A 20,152-nucleotide genomic window follows, 5' to 3' on the forward strand; every position below is an offset into this window, starting at 1 on the left:
GCCGCCAGCGTTCGTCCTGAGCCAGGATCAAACTCTCAATTTTAAAGTTTAATCTCTTCTCAAATTCATTGACAAGGTTTATTACCTTATCTTACTGGCTGTTACAAGAATGTTTCTTGTTAATTCTCTGTTTAATTTTCAAAGACCATTTCTCAGTGCTTAATAATATTAGCACATTTTTTTATCTTGGTCAATACTTTTTTTTGTTTTTGTTGACCTGTCATCTCGCGACGACAATTAATATTCTATCACAGCTTTCAACCATATTTGTCCTCTCATGCCTAATATAATAAAATTATTTTTATAATTCTTTAATATCCTTCACATTTTTAATTTTTTTACATATAGACACACTGGGTACAGTTATCTTTAATATCATATAAAAATATAGGACTATTAGCAAATTCACATTGCTAATAGTCCTATATAACAACACTTTTTAATATCTAATGCCACTTTATTATATTTGAATATAAAAGAATAATTAAAATTATTCCTAAAGCTATTCTATATATAGCAAAAACTTTCATTGGTTTTTTCTTTAAAAATGCTATAAATTTATCTATTACTACAAGAGCTACTATAAAAGATACTATAAATCCAGCTGCTAAAGCTATCAATTCTATAGAAGAGCATGTACTAAATACATTATGCTTTATTAACGACATTCCTGATGCCCCTATCATTGCTGGTATAGCTAAAAAGAATGAAAATTCCGCTGCTGCCACTGTAGATAACCCAACTATCCAGGCTCCTATTATTGTAGATGCTGATCTAGACATACCTGGCCATAATGCTAAGCATTGAAACAATCCTATAATAATAGCTTGTTTAGCATTTATATCATCTATACTAGTAGTTTTAGAATTATTTCTATATCTATTTTCCGCATATATCATCCATATAGCGCCTACAATTAAAGCTATTGTTACCGGCCATGGATAAAATAATTTTTCTTCTATTTTATCATTAAATGGGATTCCTATAGCCGCTGCTGGTATGGATGCGATTCCTATGTTAATCCAAAATTTTAAACCACATTTTTTTACTGGTACCCTATCACTTGGTAAAAAGTTTTTAAGAGTACTCATAATTTTGTCCCAATATAAAACCACCACCGCTAATATAGCTCCTAATTGTATAACAACACTAAACATATCTGTATAAGCTTTTCTATACACTGTTCCATCAAATCCTATAAGGGATCCGGCTATTATCATATGCCCTGTAGAGGATACTGGTAGAAATTCCGTTATACCTTCTACTATTCCTATTATTATTGCTTTTAATATTAGTAGCATTGACCTAACTCCTCACTCTCTTTTTTATTTAATACCCCTATATTATACTATTTTTTATGACTTATACAAATATATTAATAAACATATAAGAAAATAATAATCTTTATTACTTTTTATAATTCACTATTACTTCCCTTACGACATCCTTACCATTTTCTGATAATTTTATAGAATTTTGCCCTTCTTTTAATTTTAGTTCAAAAATATTGTTTACCTTACCAAAATCTGCTCCATTGACACTTATATAAAACTCCTTAACCATAACACTATCTTTAAAAGAAGCCACATAAAAACTTGGAGTTTCTTCTTCTTTTCCTTCAGTATTCTTTTTAGATATTATTAGAGTGGGTTTTTTATCATTTTGTAGATCTTTATACTGAGTTTTAGGTGAAATAGTAAATAAAGAGTCATTATTCACAAAAATAGTTGGTTTAATATATCCCTTAATAGTTTTCAATTCTGGTACCTGTCCCTTTGATATATAGGTAATATAGGAATTACTTTTAACTCCATCATGAATATTATTATCAATTCCTATAGTATAACTATAAAAATATCTCTCCATTTTTTTAATATATTTATTTTTATCTTTAACTCCATTTATTTCCAAGTTACTTATTCCATTATTTAAAACTTCTATAGCACTTAAAGGTACTCCAGCTTTCTTCATATAACATGAATTAACCACATCTATCATTATCCATTTTTTATATTTATCGCTCCAAATTTCTGAAACCATGAAAAAATCATCTTTCTTGCTATGCTGAGCGTCCTTAACTCTAAATTCCCCTATTCTTGAATATATGCCAACAGAAGAAATAGCCTCTGTAAAAATTTCATTAAACTCTTTATCTGAAACTGTTTCTCCCTCTTTATATTTTTCTAATATAGTTAAAGAATCCTCTTCTGTCTTTATACTATTTTTAGAAAACTTCAATTTATTATTTAACCAACTAGTTATCTTTAAAGCCTTATCTATATCATCTTTTCCTTTTGATGTAAGTTTATCTAAAGAATACTTGGATTTTAATTGCTGAGGGTTTGGACTTTTGCCATCACTATAATAAAAATGTATATTGTTTCCTTCATAAAAATTATCCCAATTTTCTACTACAATACCCTTATTGCTATTTCCGGCTTTACAGGAAATAAGCAATATATTAATAAATAAAACAAGAATAAAAACACATACGGTCTTTAATTTTAATCTTTTTCTATACATATTAAACTCCCTCTTTTCTCTATTTATACGTTAATATGTTTATCGTATATTAAGTATATAGTATTAATTTTAAATTTTCATTATTTATATAATATTCACTATATTTTTTAACTAAAAATACAGTATAAAAACTTATTTTAAAAAAGAGAAACTTAACATAAAATATAGCATAAATAAAAAATGCACCTAATAAACATTAGTCTATAAGTGTATTTTCTATCTTTACCATATTAAAATTAACTCTATTTTCATACATCATCTTCTAAATATCTATCTATACCATACACCCTTCTTCTAACTTATACTATTTAAAAGCAACAACATAAACAAAGTTCTTGGCTTCAGAGGTAGTTTTTACTCCCTCTGAAACCTAGGAAATGGTTATCCATGTACGCAGCCCCTCTTTACTCCCACTTTGAAGAAGATGGGAATATTAGAGCGGGTAGTCATCGGATAAAATTTATTTAACATTTTATTATATTTACAATACTATTAATAGACTTTTCTATATCAGGTATATAAAATTTCAACAGATTCATATTACCTCTTAATGTATAATCGCCCATATAAGCAGGTATGAGTATACTATCTCCCCTATTTAAATTTTGTCGCCCTTCACTATAATTAATTTGTCCTTGTCCATCTACACAGGTAAAAATAAAAAACCTTTCTTTATCACTTTTTTCTTTTAAGAAATAATATACTTCATATTTTTCCATAGCAAAGGCCTCTGACAAAAAGCAATGAGTTTTATTACAATTTTTTAATTGCACTTTTAAGCCTGATTTTTTATTAGGTTTAATATCTAAATTTACACAATTCATTCCTTTTTCTAAATCTAGTTTTCTTCCTCTATTATAATCATATAATCTATAAGTTGTATCACTGTTTTCTTGAATTTCAATTAATGTAACTCCTTTACCTATAGCATGAATCATTCCACTATCTATATAAAATACATCTCCCTTTTTTACTGGTACTTTATATAAATAATCTTCAACTGTACCATTATCTATAACCTTCCTAAGTACAGCTTTATCTTTTATTTTGCTACCTAAAATTATATAAGAACCCACTTTAGCTTCCATAACATACCAGGCTTCTTTTTTAGGACTTTCCTTTGAATCTAAAATATCTTTTTCACCTGGATGTACTTGTATAGACAATTTTTTTTCTGCACTTATTATTTTTAAAAGTAATGGAAAATCTTTATACCTATCAAATATACAATCTCCCATTAGTTTATTTTTATATAAGTCTATAGCATCTTTTAATGTTTTCCCCTTAAGTTCTCCATTTTTAATTACACTTATTAAGTCTTGATGAAATGCTATATCCCAACTTTCACCTATATCTCCTTTAGGAAGATTATCTCTAAATTTTTTTAAGCCTCTTCCACCCCATACTTTATTTAAATATATATTATTAAATTTTAAAGGATACATTTTTCTCCTTAAATATAAATTGATTCAATTAATATATATTCCGCTTTACAGATATTAATTACATTTAAAGATTTTAATTAAACTAAATATAAAAAGTACAATACATGAAATTTAAATGCTAATTTTATAATACTTTTAATCTATGGTATTTATATATTTATAATGATTGAAAATTAACTAGTAATTCACATTAATAAAATAATAATTCACAAAAATTAACTGAACATTTTATTAATATTAATGTAAAATAGTTAAAATTATATTATAATAGGTAGTTGTAATCTTATTTATTTAAAAATTCAAAAAGGAAGTGTGTAAAATTAATATAAAATCTTTTTTCAGTATAATGATTTCAAAAATAGTGCTAAAACTATCTAAAACACTTTTTAAAGGTGGAACCAACTTTCCAGGAAGAGTTGCTTTAAAATTAGATAGAAAAATATTAAAAACAGTAGCTAAGGATTATAAAATAATCCTTGTAACAGGGACTAATGGAAAAACTACTACAACTAGTATGATATACAATATGATTAAAGACAGTAATAAATTTGTAATATCCAATAGTACTGGTGCAAACATGTTTCCAGGTATAGTAGCTTGTTTTGTAGAAAATTTTTCTTTCAATAATAAAGAAGAAAAGTATGCAGTTATAGAAGTAGATGAAGCCAATGTAAAATTTATTACAGAATATGTATCTCCTGAAATAATAACTATCACAAACTTATTTAGAGATCAACTAGATAGATATGGAGAAGTTTATACTACTTTGAAAAAAATATTAGAAGGTGTTGAAAAATCCCCAAATTCAAAACTTATATTAAATGGAGATGAATCACTTTTAGGTGATTTAAATAATTCTCTTCCTAATAAAGTTTTATATTATGGATTTTCTCACTCTAAAAACAGTGATACTGTAATAGATGTAAATGCAGACTCAAAATTTTGTAAAAAATGTAAACATCCTTATTCCTATGAATTTTTAACTTATAATCATTTAGGCAACTACTACTGTGAAAGCTGTGGATACAAAAGACCTAACCTAACCTTTTCTTTAGATGAAGTAGAGGATTTAACACCAGAAGGATCTTTGGTTATAATGGATAATCAAGAATATTACATAAATCAACCTGGTCTATACAATGTTTATAATGCCCTATGTGCTTATTCTATGGCTAAAACATTAGGTATAGAAAAATCCGTTATATTTAATTCATTAAAGAGTCAAAAAAGTAGTTTTGGTAGACAAGAAAGCATAAATATAGAAGGTAAAGATGTTAAAATAATATTAGTTAAAAATCCTGCTGGATATGATCAAGCCATAAATACTATAGTTTTAGATAAGGAAAAAATAAATTTAGCCCTACTTTTAAATGATAACTATGCAGATGGTAGAGATGTATCTTGGATATGGGATGTAAAATTTGAAAAATTAAATTCTCTAGATATAGATAATATACTAATCTCTGGTGTTAGATTATATGATATGGCTATAAGATTAAAAGTAGCAGGTCTCCCAAATGAAAAATTTAAACTATCTCAAAATCATGATGATTTATTAGAGGATATAAAAAGTTGTAAGGAAGAAACAGTATATATTTTAGCTACATACACTGCTATGACATCTTTTAGAAAATTCCTAAATTCTAAAGGATATATTAAAAATTTATGGTAATTAATATATAAAACAATTTAAATTAAACATTTTAAACTAATGTAAAGAAGGTGAAATACATGGAACTTAATATATGTCATCTATACCCTGATTTATTAAATGTATATGGGGATATAGGTAATATTCTAGTATTAAAATATAGAGCAGAGCAAAGAGGTATAAAAATAAATGTATCTAATGTTTCCATAAAAGATAGCTTTCCTATAGATAAATATGATATAGCTTTATTTGGAGGAGGTCAGGATTATGAACAGGCCATAGTTTCAAAAGATATGGTAGAAACTAAAAAAGATGACCTTACAGAATACATAGAAAAAGGAAAAGTTTTATTAGCTATCTGTGGTGGCTATCAATTATTAGGTAAATATTATACTACACCAGAAGGTGAAAAACTTGATGGACTAAATATATTAGATATATACACTGAGGGTGGGGACACTAGATTTATAGGGAACACAGTAATAAAAAATGAAGATTTTAATGAAACCTATGTAGGCTTTGAAAATCATTCTGGAAGAACCTATATAGGAAATTTAAAACCTTTAGGCAAAGTTATAGCCGGTTATGGTAATAATGGTGAAGATCAACAAGAAGGATGTATTTATAAAAACACCTTTGGAACCTATTTCCATGGTTCTCTACTTTCCAAAAACCCAGAATTAGCAGACAGACTACTTTCTACTGCTCTAAAAAATAAATATGGGGAAGACATAAACCTAGAACCCCTAGATGATAATCTAGAAATCAAAGCAAAAGAATTTATAGTTAATAGAGAAAGTAAAGCTTAAAAAAAGGAGAGTGCGATGCACTTTCCTTTTTTAGAGTACAGAGTATAGAGTATAGAGTACAGATATGGTGGATTTTGTTACGTTTCTCTACACAAAATCTTTAATTATAATTATGCCACTAAGTTAATTATTGATTTAAAGATTATAAAATTAAATATTAATTTTATATAGATGCCTTTAAAAAGCGATAGCGCAGCCGAAGGCTTTCTATAATAATTAGTATTTAGTTTTATGTAAAGGAATTTAATTTTACTCAAAAATAATGGGCGTAGCCGGTGGTTTTTTAGCGAAGACTTTGTGAGAATTTTTTGTAGTATAAGATGACAAAAATAATTTTAATTATAAAATTCTAACCTAAAATAAGATGTTATAGTAATGACTTCAATAAGTTTATAGAAAATAAATTTACTGAAGTCATTATCTTTATTCTATTAAATTTGTTTGTTACCGCAAATAGTTTCAATTGTAAAATTATTTGTTATAAATCTTATAAAGAATGTAATCTTTTGATATGCTACCGCATGAATTTTCTATCAAAAATTTTTTGAAGTCCTTACTATAAAAAGTATAAACAACTCAAAATTTTTAACATACTTATAAAAGATTTAAATATCTTAAAAATGAAAATATAATTATGGATTTTACGTAACAAAGTGGAGTAAAATCTTCCTTATCTGTACTCTATTCTCTATACTCTGTACTCTAAGGAAGTTGTGTTACAACTTCCTTAGATTCTTTCTATAACTATTGACTCTCCTTTTATGTCTACTCCAACAGTAGTACCTTCGTATATGTTTCCTGCTATTATTTGTTTTGCTATTTCTGTTTCTATAGTATCCTCTATATATCTCTTTAATGGTCTTGCACCATATATTGGATCATATCCTTCTTTGGCCATGATATCTTTGGCACTATCTGTAATCTTAAGCTGTATATTCTTATCTTTAAGTCTTTTTCTTATATCATCTAAGAATATATCTATTATTCTCTTAATGTCTTCTACTGTAAGAGGTTTAAACATTATGATGTCATCTACTCTATTTAAAAATTCTGGTTTAAATCTAGCCTTTAAAACTTCTTTTACTCTTACTCTTACACTTTCGTCTATGCCTTCTTTACTTTCATTATCTAATAAATAGTTACTTCCCAGATTAGAAGTCATTATAATTATAGTATTTTTAAAATCTATAACCTTTCCTTTATTGTCTGTAAGTCTTCCATCGTCTAATATTTGAAGAAATATATTAAATACATCGTCATGAGCTTTTTCTATTTCGTCAAATAATATAACACTATAAGGTTTTCTTCTAACCGCTTCTGTTAACTGACCTCCTTCTTCATATCCTACATATCCTGGAGGAGCTCCTATAAGTCTTGATACTGAATATTTTTCCATATATTCAGACATATCTATTCTTATTATATTTTCTTCTGTATCAAATAAAGTTCTAGCTAAAGTTTTAGCAAGTTCTGTTTTTCCTACCCCAGTAGGCCCTAAGAATATAAATGATCCTATGGGTTTTCTTGGATCTTTTAATCCTGCTCTAGCTCTTATAACTGCATTAGTTACTGCTTTTACTGCCTCACTTTGGCCTATTACTCTAGTTTCTAGTTGATCTCCCAATTGTAATAATTTTTGTCTTTCGGTTTCAACTAATCTTGTTACAGGTATACCAGTCCATTTAGAGATTATTTCAGAAATTTCCTGTTCTGTAACCTCTTCTTTTAGCATAGCATTTCCATTACTATTTTCTTTTATTAACTTTTCTTTTTCTTCTATCTCTCTTTGAAGGGTTGGTATTAAGCCATATTTTAGCTCTGCCACTTTATTTAAATCATATTCTCTTTCGGCCTTTTCCATTTGTCCCCTAACATCATCTAGCTTTTCTTTTAAATCTCTTATTTTTGTTATATGAGATTTTTCATTTTCATACTTAGCTGTCATTTCTTTATCTTTCTCTTTTAATTCACTTAGTTCCTTTTCTAGGACTTCTAATCTTTCCTTTGAAGCCACATCTCTTTCTTTAGATAATGCTTCTTTTTCTATTTCTAACTGGAATATCTTCCTTTTCATCGAATCCATTTCCGTTGGCATACTATCTATATCTGTTCTTATCATAGCGCAAGCTTCATCTATTAAATCTATTGCTTTGTCTGGGAGATATCTATCTGTAATATATCTGCTAGAGAGTTTAGCTGCAGCTACAATAGCTGAATCATGTATTCTTATTCCATGATATATTTCAAATCTTTCCTTAAGACCTCTTAATATAGATACTGTATCCTCTACTGTAGGTTCATCTGTTATTACAGGTTGAAATCTTCTCTCTAAAGCTTTATCTTTTTCTATATACTGTCTATATTCATCAAAAGTAGTAGCTCCAATACAATGAAGTTCTCCTCTAGCAAGCATAGGTTTTATTAAATTTCCTGCATCCATAGAGCCCTCTGTTTTACCTGCCCCTACTATAGTATGGATTTCATCTATAAATAAAATTATTCTTCCTTCACTATTTTGAACTTCTTTTAATACTGCTTTTAATCTTTCTTCAAATTCCCCTCTATATTTTGCACCTGCAATAAGTGCGCCCATATCTAAAGAAAATATTATTTTATTTTTTAGACTTTCTGGTACATCTCCTCTGACAATTCTCTCTGCCAATCCTTCTACAATAGCAGTTTTACCTACACCCGGTTCTCCAATAAGTACAGGATTATTCTTAGTTCTTCTAGATAAAATTCTTACAACTCTTCTTATTTCTTCATCTCTTCCTATAACAGGGTCCAATTTATGTTTTTTAGCTTCTTCAACTAAATTTCTACCATATTTCACCAAAGCTTCATAGGTTCCTTCCGGATCTTGGGTATCAACCCTTTGACTTCCTCTAACAGCTGATAATGCCTTTAAAAACTCTGATTTTTTCACTCCGAATTTTTCTAATATAGGAAGAACATTATTTTTGTCCACATCCATTATAGCCAATAAAACATGTTCTACACTTATATATGAATCTTTAAAATCCTTTGCTATACTTTCCGCCTTTACAAAAACCTCTTCAAATCTCCTAGTAGGATACACTGAAGAAGACTGTGCTCCCTCACCTAATACTTTAGGCATACTATCTAAAACTCTATTAGTTTCAGCATTAATGTCTCTTATATTCACTCCCATTTTCCCTAAAATATTAGGAATTAATCCATCATCCTGAGAAATTAAAGCTGAAAATAAATGTATAGTATCAATCTGTTGATGATTATACTTAACTGCAACAAGTTGAGAATCATTTATAGCTTGCTGTACCTTCAAAGTTAATTTTTCAATATCCATAAAATTACCTCCCTTTTATATATCGTGTGCAAAGTACAACGTCACTTGCCATGCCTATATTTTTTTCATATGGTTTACCTCTAATAACTTCTAATTGTTCTCTTAGTTTTTTTATTTTCTTGTTCTAATTCTTTAATTTTTTTATCCCTACATATTTAAATATTTTCAAAATTTAATTTAATATGCATAGATTATTTAATTACTATTATATTCAAAAAAATTCTACTTTCAAGAGGGAGAATAAGAAAATTATGACTTAAAAGATAGTTATGCTACCCTTAATTTTAAAAATAGATAGGTAGTTATAAAGACGATTCACTTCCATAAAAGATTCTAATTCGTTTTTTACTAAAATATACTCTACGAATTATAACTTGTACTTGTATAAATATTTGGCATATTGTCACAAAATAAATAAGCATCGATATTTCTATCCATGCTTATATACCATTAAATTTTATACACTTTTTTCAAATATTTTTAATAAACGTAAATAGTGACTTGCTTCACGTAGAGTATGGTCACCTAGTAACGGTATTATTATTGACCTGATTTTACATTCTACCAATCCTTGAGTACCTTGTGCCTTAAATTTCTTTATTTCTATAGTTGCTTTAAGGCTATCATCTGTAACTTTTGAAATTGCCATTGCATTATCCATGGCTTCCTTTGCCTCTTCTGTCAACTCATCAAATTCATTTCCAAAGTTATTTGCTGTCTTTATAAGTTCATCTTCAGTTGGGTCAAGAAGACCTCTAATAAATTTTGAATGTTCGGCCATAATTCTGTTCCAGAAGGTCTCTTGTTCATAAGCTTCTTTTTCTAAATCGATTTCTTCACGATTTTGTAGTCTTCTAACTAACTGAAAATAGAATTTTGCTTCCCTTAAAATATGATCTATAAGTAAAGGGTAATTAACTGTAAATATTCTGCAACATATAACATCTGATAGTATTTTAGTCTTAAACTGTGCTAAAGCTCTAGTTAGTCCCATTGCTCTTTGATTAAGCATAGATACTCTCTCTTCAAGCATAGGATTAACTTTCGTTGAGCTATCACCCGTTAATCCTTCTTCTGCTTCAGTCAATCTAATTGGAATATTCACTCCTGTAAAATATGCTGAAGCCATTTCAGCTTTTAATGTAAATGGTGTTACTACTTCACCAGATTTTAATACATTATTGCTAACAACACCATTAGAAAGGGATATAGCATCAGCTAAAAGTCTATCAAATTCCATTCTAAAAGCGTTCGCCTGCTGCATAAGTCTTGAATCTTTAGGTGTAAAACCTATTTGTAAAAAGAAGGAGTGTTCCTTCATAATTCTGCCAAAAAAAAGATGTAATTCTAGTGATTGTCGTATAAACTCACGTCTAGATAGCATAGTGAATTCTCCTTTAAAAATTTTTCTTCACTATCATCATATTAATTGAATACACAAAAGATTACTTTTATCACGTAGCTATACTTATAAAGTTTAGATACAATCTGCAAAAAACTATATAAAAAGTTCACGTTATCCTGTGAATTCATTAATCACTACTAATACAGTTAATAAAAATATTCTACATAAAGCATTTTATATAAATAAATTATTCATACATCTTAGAGAATGGATCATATTTACTATCTTCATTCCAAAAATATTCAATTCTTTGACTAATCTCTAATGCTTTTGTTTTTCCAATAATGTCTGCTATAAAACCTAATGCCATATCCATTCCAGCCGATACTCCTGAAGATGTATATATATTACCATCCTTTACCCATCTTGATTCTTTTACCCACAATACATCTTTACCTTGCTCTGTAACCCACTTAAATGCACGCTTATTTGTTGTTGCTTTTTTCTTATTTAATATTCCAGTTTTAGCAAGTAAGGCAGAACCTGTACATATACTAATTATGTATTTTGATTGATTAGAAATATTTTTAATGAAATTAATGAAATTATTATCATCAATTTTTTCTCTTGTTCCAAGCCCTCCTGGAACAAGTAAGATTTTCTCTATATCATTTTCATTTGTATACAAGTTAGTATCCACTCTTACATTTTGAGAACTTTCAACAATTCCACCCTCAGAAGATATGAAATTTAATTTAAAAATATCTGGAATACTCCCAAGTATTTCAACAGGACCAAATACATCCAATGTTTCAAACTTATCAAATAAAAGTACATCCACTCTATAAAGCATATTATTGCCTCCTCTTGCTTTACAATATTTCACATAAGGTTTAATTATCTTCTTTATTTTCTAATCTTTTCATAATGATATCTAATTTTTTATCCATCTCTTTATTCCTTTTAATAAAGTGTTTAACACTTTGGATTCCTTTAAATATTACTATGATGATTAAAAATAATAAAACTAAGTTAATAATCGAAGTAATTATACTCAAGTAGTTAATTTCCATAAAAATCATCCTTTCTATTAATGAGTATATTTATTTTACAAGTATAACGTTTTTAATAAATTCCTTGCTTTTAAGTGCAATTCTTTCATACTCATAATCATGAATATAATGCCCACAATCAAGTAAAACCTTTTGATTTCCAAGCACCTTCAAAATATATTCTTTTAAAAATTGTTGCAATTGTTCTTTTTCATGTGCTGTTAAAGAACCTCCTTTAATAGCTGCTGAGCTGCTGAAAATAGATAGAATAAAATAATCCATATCTATAATCTTTACTCTATAATTATCACACCAGTATTTAAAGGTATTAAAACAAGAAATACTTTTAAGAAAAATAGATATCTATAGAAATAATTACACTACTTTATTTATGAACTGATATATAAGCGTAGAGTAAACAGAAAATTTACTCTACTATGCTCCACAAAAAATTATCTTTAAAAAGTTATACTATCTTCCCTTGATTTAAAAAATGAGGATATGTGGTGTAAAAGGCATTCGAACAAGATTAGAGATTCTTAGTTGTTTTTTCAAAATATATGTATGTTCCAAATTATTGTCCGAGCGTTCAGCAAGTTATAATTTGGAACCGTATATTTTAAGAAAAAACAAATTAGAATCTCTTATCAAAGTTAGTTACCTTTCTAACCACATATCCTTTTTTTAAACTAAGGGTAGTATAACACCCTTTTAAGTCATAATTTTCTTATACACTAAAGTTTTTTAGAAAGCTTAATCGCTAAATTAAAATATTTTATAGACTCTCCTACTTGGTTCATTTTGTGATACATATTTCCCATCTTCATGTATCTTTCATATATTTCTTGTTTTGTTCCAAACTTTAGTATAGAGTCTAAAGAAAGATTCATATACATTTCAGCAGTATCTAAACTCCCTTGCTTTTCTAAAATTATAGCTTTATAATAATAAGCTTTTTCTATAAATCTTATATTATTTATCTTTATAGCATAATTTAATATTTCGTCTGAAATTTCTTGCGCTCTATATAATATATTATTTTTTAATAAAATCTTCATAGTGTCTAACATAAAAGATACAAAAGCTCTTGTATTATTTTTAGGATATAAATCTAAAGCTTTATTTATGTAATTTATTGCTTTATCCTTTTCACCTATATCAAACATAGCTGTAGCATATTTAAAAGTAGCATCTGCTTTATGAATTAAATCATTTCCATATAATACGTAAGATTTTTCTTCATAGTTTTCAAATTTTTTTCTATCTAATCTTAAAGATAAAATAGCTAATATTTTATAAACTTCTGCTTTTTTAATATTGTTATCTAAAAAATCTATTAAATCTATAAGACTTACAGCTATTTCATAAGCCTTATCAAATTCTTTTATTCTTATATAACAAGCCGCTTCATCATAGGTAGCCTCAGATAATAATATATAATTATTTTTTTCGTGCGCAATTTTTCTAATACTCCTATAATAACTAGCCGCTTCTATATATTCCTTAGTTTCAAAGAAAAATTTAGCAATATCCATATAATAAATTATTTTATTTTCATCTATGCTAGATTTTAACCAATAATCATAATACTTAGATATTATAAGTTGTAGCTTCTCTATTTCACTATTTTCTAAATAATGATTAAATAACATATGTATTATATAAAATGCTATATGATAATATTTATATTCTTCTGCATACTTTAAATTATATTCTAGAATCTTTTCATAATCTGATGCATTTTTGTTATCTTTAAGTTTATCAATATTATCTAAAAGTTGCTCTTTTACTCCAGCTTTTAAATACTTAATATCTATTTCTAATTTTTCTGATATAATTTTTAGTATTTCATCATCTGGCTTTATCTTATCATTTTCTATACAACTCATTTTAGAAACAGATATAGTATCTCCACATAGTTCTTTTAGGGTATATCCTTTATAAACCCTAGCTCTTTTAATTTTTTGCCCTACAGAAAGTATCTCCATAAAATCTCACCCATCCACAAAATAAATCTACTTACATGTCTTTTAATAATCCTACTTCCTTGAACATTTCTACACCTTCATTTAAATATTTAGCCGCTTCTTTGTCATTTCCATTATCTATATAGAATTTACCTATTATTATGGATATTTCTCCTATTCTTTCCTTATTTTGCATGTTTTTAACAAAGTTTAGTGCCATTAAAAGTGTACTTTCTGCTTCTTCTAAATCCCCTTGAAGAAGTTCCACTCTATGCTTTAATAAATAATAATCTACTAAAGCTATTTCATTTCCATTCTCTAAATTATTCATTATTTCATCTAATGTTAGTTTACAGTTATAAATATCCTTTTGTTTTATGTAATTTTCACATATATTTATTAAAGTTTCTAAAAGTAGCGGATCCTTATTAGATTCCCTTATCTCTTTAGCTCTATTAAAATGTATAAAAGACTCCTCTAAATTATCAAATTCATAAAATAACTTACCTAAGTTATTTTCTATTTTAGAGGTGTATAATACATCATCTACTTCTTTAAATATATTTAACGCTTTTTCAGAATATTTTATAGCCCTATCCATTTCTCCCTTTTCACTATACTGTTGAGATAATAGTAAAAGAGAGTTTGCATATTCTTTTTTATTGTTTAGTTGTCTATATTTTTCCTTTGCTAAATAAGAATAATCTATAGCTTTATTTATATTATCTAACTTAAAATATGTATAAGCTATATGATAATATATCTCTGCTAAAAGATCATCGTTTCCTATATCATTATCACCATAAACCTTTTCTGCTTGTTGAAAATAACTGCAGGAAGAATGATAAGCTTTTAAAAATATTGTTATCTTTCCCAAATTAACAAAGGTATTAACTATTTCCTCATAGTTATTATTTTTAATAAATATTACGTTTGACGATAAAAGATATTGCTGCGCAACAGGAAGATCTCCTTTATGCATGTATATAAGTCCTCTTAAATAAAGATTTCTAGCTTTTCTATATTCTAGGTTATACTTTTCTGCATAATAAAGAGACTTCTCTATATATTGCTCTGATATATTTAAATTATCATTTATAATATGAGATTCCGCTATATTTTCATAATATTTACATATTTTTTCTGCCTGAGTATCCTCAGATTCCATGAAATATTCTATAGACGTATTTAATGTTTCTGCCAAATATTCCAATAAATCCATACTCGGATTTGATTTACCTGATTCTACAAGACTTATCTGACCTGGAGTTATTCTATCTCCAGCTAAGTCTTTTAATGTCATATTTAGTTCTTTTCTTCTTCTTTTAATTTTTTCCCCCAAAGAAAGTATCTCCATAAGTATCTTCCTCGCTATTAATATAGTTAATTTTTTTTATAGTTTTCATAACCTCATTATAACATATTTTTTCAATTAGGATAAATTTTTTATAAAAGTAATTACATATTTTTTCAAATTTAATGTACATTTTTGTATTTATTGTATATAAAAAAGACTTGGGGCTTTCCCCAAATCTTTCTATCTCATTATTCCTCTCATATTTCCCATCATATTTCCTGCCATTCCCATCATATTTCTGCTTGTTCTTTTTAGTCTTCTTCTAGTACCTCTGTCTAACTGAGGTACTATTAACATTCCAGCAGTTGCACCTATTATAGCACCTGCAGTAATACCTGATAAAAATCTATTGTTCATATTTTACACTCTCCTTTATTTATTTTTAATACTAAATGTAGGATATGCATTTTTGTAAAATATTAAACATTAAATTCATCCATAGCTTCATTTGCTAATTTATCACATCTATTATTATACTCATTATCTGAATGACCCTTTACTTTTATAAACTTAACAGAATGTTTTTTTAATAATTCATCCAAATTTTCCCATAATTCCTTATTCTTAACTGGAGATTTAGAGGCCGTTTTCCAATTATTCTTTTTCCAATTATCCAGCCATTTTTGATTTATAGCATTTATAACATAAGCAGAATCACTATAAACTTCTACATTGCAAGGTTCCTTTAATAAAGAAAGTGCTTCTACTACTGCAGATAATTCCATAATATTATTAGTTGTATCCCTAAAAGCCTTTTTTATTTCTTTTTTATGTTCACCATACATTAAAACTATTCCATAAGCCCCTATGGTATTTTCTTGACCATTTCCTCTACAAGCTCCATCAGTGTATATTATTACTTTTTTCATCTGCAGATGCCACCTCCTCATAAGCTTTATCCTTTTCCTGTTTCTGCGCTTTTAAGTTGCTTTTTCCGTCAGATTTTTCCTTTATAAACCCTACAATATTATTAACAAATTTCATAAGTGTTCTCACATTTTCTGTTCCTATTATATTTGATATATATCCTATTACCTGTTTTACTAAAAATATTATATTCCCCTGTCCTTCCCAGTTTTCTAGAATAATTTCCTCTGGAACTTCCTCTATTATTTTATTTAATCCAAAAAACACCACAGCAAAATCATCAATTTTACCTATGAACGGTATAAAAGATGGAATTATGTCCACTGGACTAACAATATAACTTAATACTGATACCACAAGAGTTTTAGTTTTCACATCTACTCTTTTGTCTTTAAGTAATCTATATAATAGTACTGTTATATCTGGTATAAGCATAGAATACTCGAAAAATTTATTATACTTATTAGGTACTTTAATCTTTAAACTTTTTCTTGTGAGAGAGTAATTATCTTTCCTCTTATATATAGGTTTATATTTTTTATTTAAAGAAAACTTTTCTTCTTCAACTTCTTTATCTTCTTTTTCATTTTCTTTAGAGTAAACTATATTATCTACAAAAACATCTATATAACCACTATATAGATTTATTTTTTCTATTTTAAAATAAGTATAAGGTATCTTTTTAGATAGTATATCCAAATCTAATTTTATATTTTCTTTTTTAACATATATACCATAGTCTTTAAAACTACTTAAAGATAGTTTTAAAGCTAATTTTTTTATTGTATCAATTATATGTAAATTCATAACCTTAACTTTAAATATTCTTATATTTAAAGTATTGTTATCCACACTTCCTAAAGCTAATTTAGCAAAAAAAGGTATAGAAATCCCCTTTGTATAAGATCCTTTTACCTCTATAAAATCCCCTAGAGAAATACTTTCAATATGTAATCCAGAAACTTTTAAATAATCCTTTATTAAAGTCATTATATCTACTTCTGTTAAAGTAACTTTTACAGATGATACCTTCATCCATTACTTCCCCCTCTACTTTTTCACTTATAAATAAGTATACACTAAAATTAATCATACTAAAACTAATATAATTATTACTAATAACTTTTAAGTATACCAGAAATTACTTTAACAATTTTTATGATAATCATTAGACTGATTTTTAAAAATATTATAGTATTATTGTACAAGTTTAAAAGAGATATTAAAATTCCTATTAGTTAGAAAGGAGTTACTTAATGAATAAAATTAAAAATAAGATTATTATTTTACCTATATTAACTGCTCTTTTATCTATAGCAGTTATGGTTTCTTTTAACTTCTATAGTTCTAAAAAAACAAATAGAGACTACAATGAATTTTTAAAGGATCTAAATGCAAAAAAAGTATCTACAGTATACATGACAGATACCCCTACTATGAAAGTAAAACTAAATTCAAAGGAAATCTATGAAACAGATAATCCAAGATCCATTAATTTTAAGGAAAATTTATTAAAAAAAGGTGTGAAAATATCTGAAAGTTCTCCTACCACACCTAAAGAAGTAATTCCCCTATCCTTGTTTGTTCTTTCCGTTCTTTCTATAGTTTTTATTGGATTAAAGGATTCTGCTGTTTTTAAAAATAAAAAACTTTCTTCTGTGGATTCTTTAGATGCGGATGAAGTTGAAAATATAAAACTTGATTTTGACAGCGTTGCAGGAAATGAAGAAGCTAAAGAAAGTGTAAAAGATATAGTAGACTTTTTGAAAAATCCTGAAAAGTATTCTTCTTATGGTGCTAGAATGCCTAAAGGAATTATTTTATATGGTGACCCAGGTACAGGTAAAACTTTAATGGCAAAAGCTGTTGCTGGGGAAGCTGGAGTTCCTTTCTATGCTATGTCTGGTTCTGACTTTGTCCAAGTATATGTAGGAGTGGGTGCCAGTCGTATTAGACAATTATTTAAAAAAGCCAGAAGTAAAGGTAAAGCTGTAATATTTATAGACGAAATTGATGCAATTGGTAAAAAAAGATCCAGTGAAAAAGCTGGTGGTTCTGAAGAAAGAGACCAAACTTTAAATGCTCTGCTTACAGAAATGTCTGGTTTTAATGAAAAAGAAGGTATTATTATAATGGCGGCTACAAATAGATTAGATATATTAGATGAAGCTCTATTAAGACCAGGTAGATTTGATAGACACATTGAGGTAAACTTACCAGATGTAGTAGCTAGGGAAAAAATCCTTAATCTTCATTTAAAAAATAAACCTATAGGTAATATAAATATTAAAGATTGGGCCAAAAAAACTGCTTATTTCTCTGGCGCTAAAATAGAAAATCTATTAAATGAAGCTGCTATATTAGCTTGTAAAGAAAATAGTGTTAAGATTGAAGATTATCATGTTGATAAAGCCTTTTCTGTAGTATTGGCAGGTTACGAGAAACAAAATAGAGATTATATAAAAAATAAAGATAAAAAAATAACTGCCTATCACGAAATAGGACATGCTTTAATTTCATCCATATTTTTACCTAAGGAAAAAATATCTAAAGTAACTATAATCCCAAGTACAAAAGGTGCTGGTGGATATACTTTAAGCATTCCTGAAGATAGCCTATATCAAAGTAAAGAATACTTAAGAAATAGAATAATGGTACTTTTAGGTGGACGTGCTGCTGAAGAAATTATATTTGGAAAAGATCACATAACCACAGGAGCTCATAATGACCTTCAAAGAAGTACATCCATTGCTTATAAAATGGTAACAGAATATGGTATGGGCGAAACCTTAGGCTTATTAAATATGGGAAGTTTAAAACATGAATTAAGCATAAATGAAAATGATATAATCAAAGAGTGTAAATCTTTGATAGATAATATTTATAAAGCTGTTAAAGATACATTACTAAAAGAAAAGGACCAGTTAGATTCATTATCTGAAAAACTATTAGAAAAAGAAACTCTTTATGAAGAAGACTTTAAATAAGGAAATTACAACTTAAAAGGTAGTTTACCTACAGCCTATTAAAAAGGGATATGTGGCTAAAAAGGCAACTCAATTCTCTAAGAGATTCTAATTTGTTTTTTCTTAAAATATATTGAAAAAAATGAAACTCACTAACCGCCCAAACAATCATTTTTTTCTTAAATATATTTTCAAAAACAAATAAGAATCTCTAAGTTTTTTCGAATGCCTTTTACGCCACATATCCCTCTTTTTAATAGGCTGAAGTTAGTATAATTCCTTAGAGAATATAGGAGTAGAGTTTTAGAGCTGGTAGTCATCATTTATAAGAGTTTTATATATTAAATTTGTTTTCGAATCTGTTCTCTATACTTTGTGCTCTTTTCTCTGAATAAAAGTCCTGTTTACTTCACTCTTAAAATATTAGTTCACAAATAAAGTATTCTTATTATTTTTCTAGATATCTATTTTCTCTAAAAGTATTTCTCGTTTTAATACCTCTAAAAGTTGTTTTAATAATTTCCTGCTGAGAGAAAAAACTGGGTATGGGGTTAAAAATACAACTCAAATTGGTATAAAATTCTAATTATTTTCCTGAATATCTGTTTTCTCTAAAACTATTTCTTTGTTTTTTATACCTTATAAAAATTGTTATAATAATTTTCTACTAAAAGTACACAAAAACAAATAAAAAATATATCCTTGTAGTAAAATTTAAAAATTCTTGTGATTTATAGTTACTTTTCTACCTAATTCGATGGTATTCTTAGGTATTAACTTCAATTTTAGACACTTTTCTTGTTAATTATATTATATCTATAGTATAATTAACCATATATAAT

At 27.2% G+C, this 20,152-nt stretch carries 15 protein-coding genes; 3 read left to right on the plus strand and 12 right to left on the minus strand.

Annotated elements, in window-relative coordinates:
* Positions 1–446: 446 nt before the first annotated feature.
* The 3 genes from ACYUEW_RS18325 to ACYUEW_RS18335 form a co-directional block, all read right to left on the minus strand.
* A complete protein-coding gene (locus ACYUEW_RS18325; protein ID WP_003487352.1) occupies positions 447–1,301 on the minus strand; it encodes an undecaprenyl-diphosphate phosphatase in 855 nt (284 codons plus the stop codon).
* Positions 1,302–1,407: 106 nt separating this feature from the next.
* Positions 1,408–2,523 carry a transglutaminase domain-containing protein gene (locus ACYUEW_RS18330; protein WP_460277633.1) on the minus strand — a complete coding sequence of 372 codons (1,116 nt, stop codon included), beginning with the start codon at positions 2,521–2,523 and terminating at the stop codon, positions 1,408–1,410.
* A 464-nt stretch (positions 2,524–2,987) separates the two neighbouring features.
* Complete coding sequence (locus ACYUEW_RS18335; protein ID WP_265203019.1) at positions 2,988–3,968, minus strand: type I phosphomannose isomerase catalytic subunit; 981 nt, start codon at positions 3,966–3,968, stop codon at positions 2,988–2,990.
* A 310-nt stretch (positions 3,969–4,278) separates the two neighbouring features.
* Between ACYUEW_RS18335 and ACYUEW_RS18340 the strand changes: the two genes are divergently transcribed.
* Together ACYUEW_RS18340 and ACYUEW_RS18345 are read left to right on the plus strand one after the other, a co-directional pair.
* The gene (locus ACYUEW_RS18340) at positions 4,279–5,640 is read left to right on the plus strand and encodes a Mur ligase family protein (RefSeq protein ID WP_265203018.1); all 1,362 of its coding nucleotides are present in this window, start codon (positions 4,279–4,281) and stop codon (positions 5,638–5,640) included.
* Positions 5,641–5,699: 59 nt separating this feature from the next.
* A complete protein-coding gene (locus tag ACYUEW_RS18345) occupies positions 5,700–6,428 on the plus strand; it encodes a type 1 glutamine amidotransferase (protein ID WP_106900771.1) in 729 nt (242 codons plus the stop codon).
* Between the two features lie 727 nt (positions 6,429–7,155).
* Here ACYUEW_RS18345 and clpB read toward each other — a convergent pair.
* From clpB to ACYUEW_RS18390, 9 genes are all read right to left on the minus strand, one after another.
* On the minus strand, positions 7,156–9,756 hold the full coding sequence (gene clpB, locus ACYUEW_RS18350; protein WP_460277636.1) for an ATP-dependent chaperone ClpB: 2,601 nt from the start codon (positions 9,754–9,756) through the stop codon (positions 7,156–7,158).
* A gap of 457 nt (positions 9,757–10,213) precedes the next feature.
* Positions 10,214–11,140, minus strand: coding sequence for a DUF2935 domain-containing protein (locus tag ACYUEW_RS18355; RefSeq protein WP_045517374.1), 927 nt, complete (start codon positions 11,138–11,140; stop codon positions 10,214–10,216).
* 208 nt (positions 11,141–11,348) lie between these two features.
* Complete coding sequence (locus ACYUEW_RS18360) at positions 11,349–11,954, minus strand: DJ-1/PfpI family protein (protein ID WP_085333825.1); 606 nt, start codon at positions 11,952–11,954, stop codon at positions 11,349–11,351.
* A gap of 250 nt (positions 11,955–12,204) precedes the next feature.
* Positions 12,205–12,435 (minus strand): hypothetical protein, encoded by a 231-nt coding sequence (locus ACYUEW_RS18365; protein WP_460277638.1) that lies wholly within the window; start codon positions 12,433–12,435, stop codon positions 12,205–12,207.
* A gap of 452 nt (positions 12,436–12,887) precedes the next feature.
* Complete coding sequence (locus ACYUEW_RS18370; RefSeq protein WP_030033273.1) at positions 12,888–14,141, minus strand: helix-turn-helix domain-containing protein; 1,254 nt, start codon at positions 14,139–14,141, stop codon at positions 12,888–12,890.
* A 31-nt stretch (positions 14,142–14,172) separates the two neighbouring features.
* Positions 14,173–15,477, minus strand: a complete 1,305-nt coding sequence (locus ACYUEW_RS18375) for a helix-turn-helix domain-containing protein (RefSeq protein WP_003487372.1) — start codon at positions 15,475–15,477, stop codon at positions 14,173–14,175.
* A 180-nt stretch (positions 15,478–15,657) separates the two neighbouring features.
* Positions 15,658–15,834, minus strand: a complete 177-nt coding sequence (locus ACYUEW_RS18380; RefSeq protein WP_003487376.1) for a hypothetical protein — start codon at positions 15,832–15,834, stop codon at positions 15,658–15,660.
* A gap of 62 nt (positions 15,835–15,896) precedes the next feature.
* Positions 15,897–16,346, minus strand: coding sequence for a ribonuclease HI (gene rnhA, locus ACYUEW_RS18385; RefSeq protein ID WP_003487377.1), 450 nt, complete (start codon positions 16,344–16,346; stop codon positions 15,897–15,899).
* A complete protein-coding gene (locus ACYUEW_RS18390; protein WP_460277641.1) occupies positions 16,321–17,379 on the minus strand; it encodes a YkvA family protein in 1,059 nt (352 codons plus the stop codon). The genes rnhA and ACYUEW_RS18390 overlap by 26 nt, the downstream gene beginning before the upstream one ends.
* A 221-nt stretch (positions 17,380–17,600) precedes the next feature.
* On the opposite strand from ACYUEW_RS18390, the gene ftsH reads away from it, so the two are divergent.
* Positions 17,601–19,331: an ATP-dependent zinc metalloprotease FtsH gene (gene ftsH / locus ACYUEW_RS18395; RefSeq protein ID WP_003487381.1), complete on the plus strand. Its 1,731-nt coding sequence runs from the start codon at positions 17,601–17,603 to the stop codon at positions 19,329–19,331.
* The last annotated feature ends 821 nt before the right edge of the window (positions 19,332–20,152 follow it).

This window comes from Clostridium sp. CTA-1, assembly GCF_054768215.1.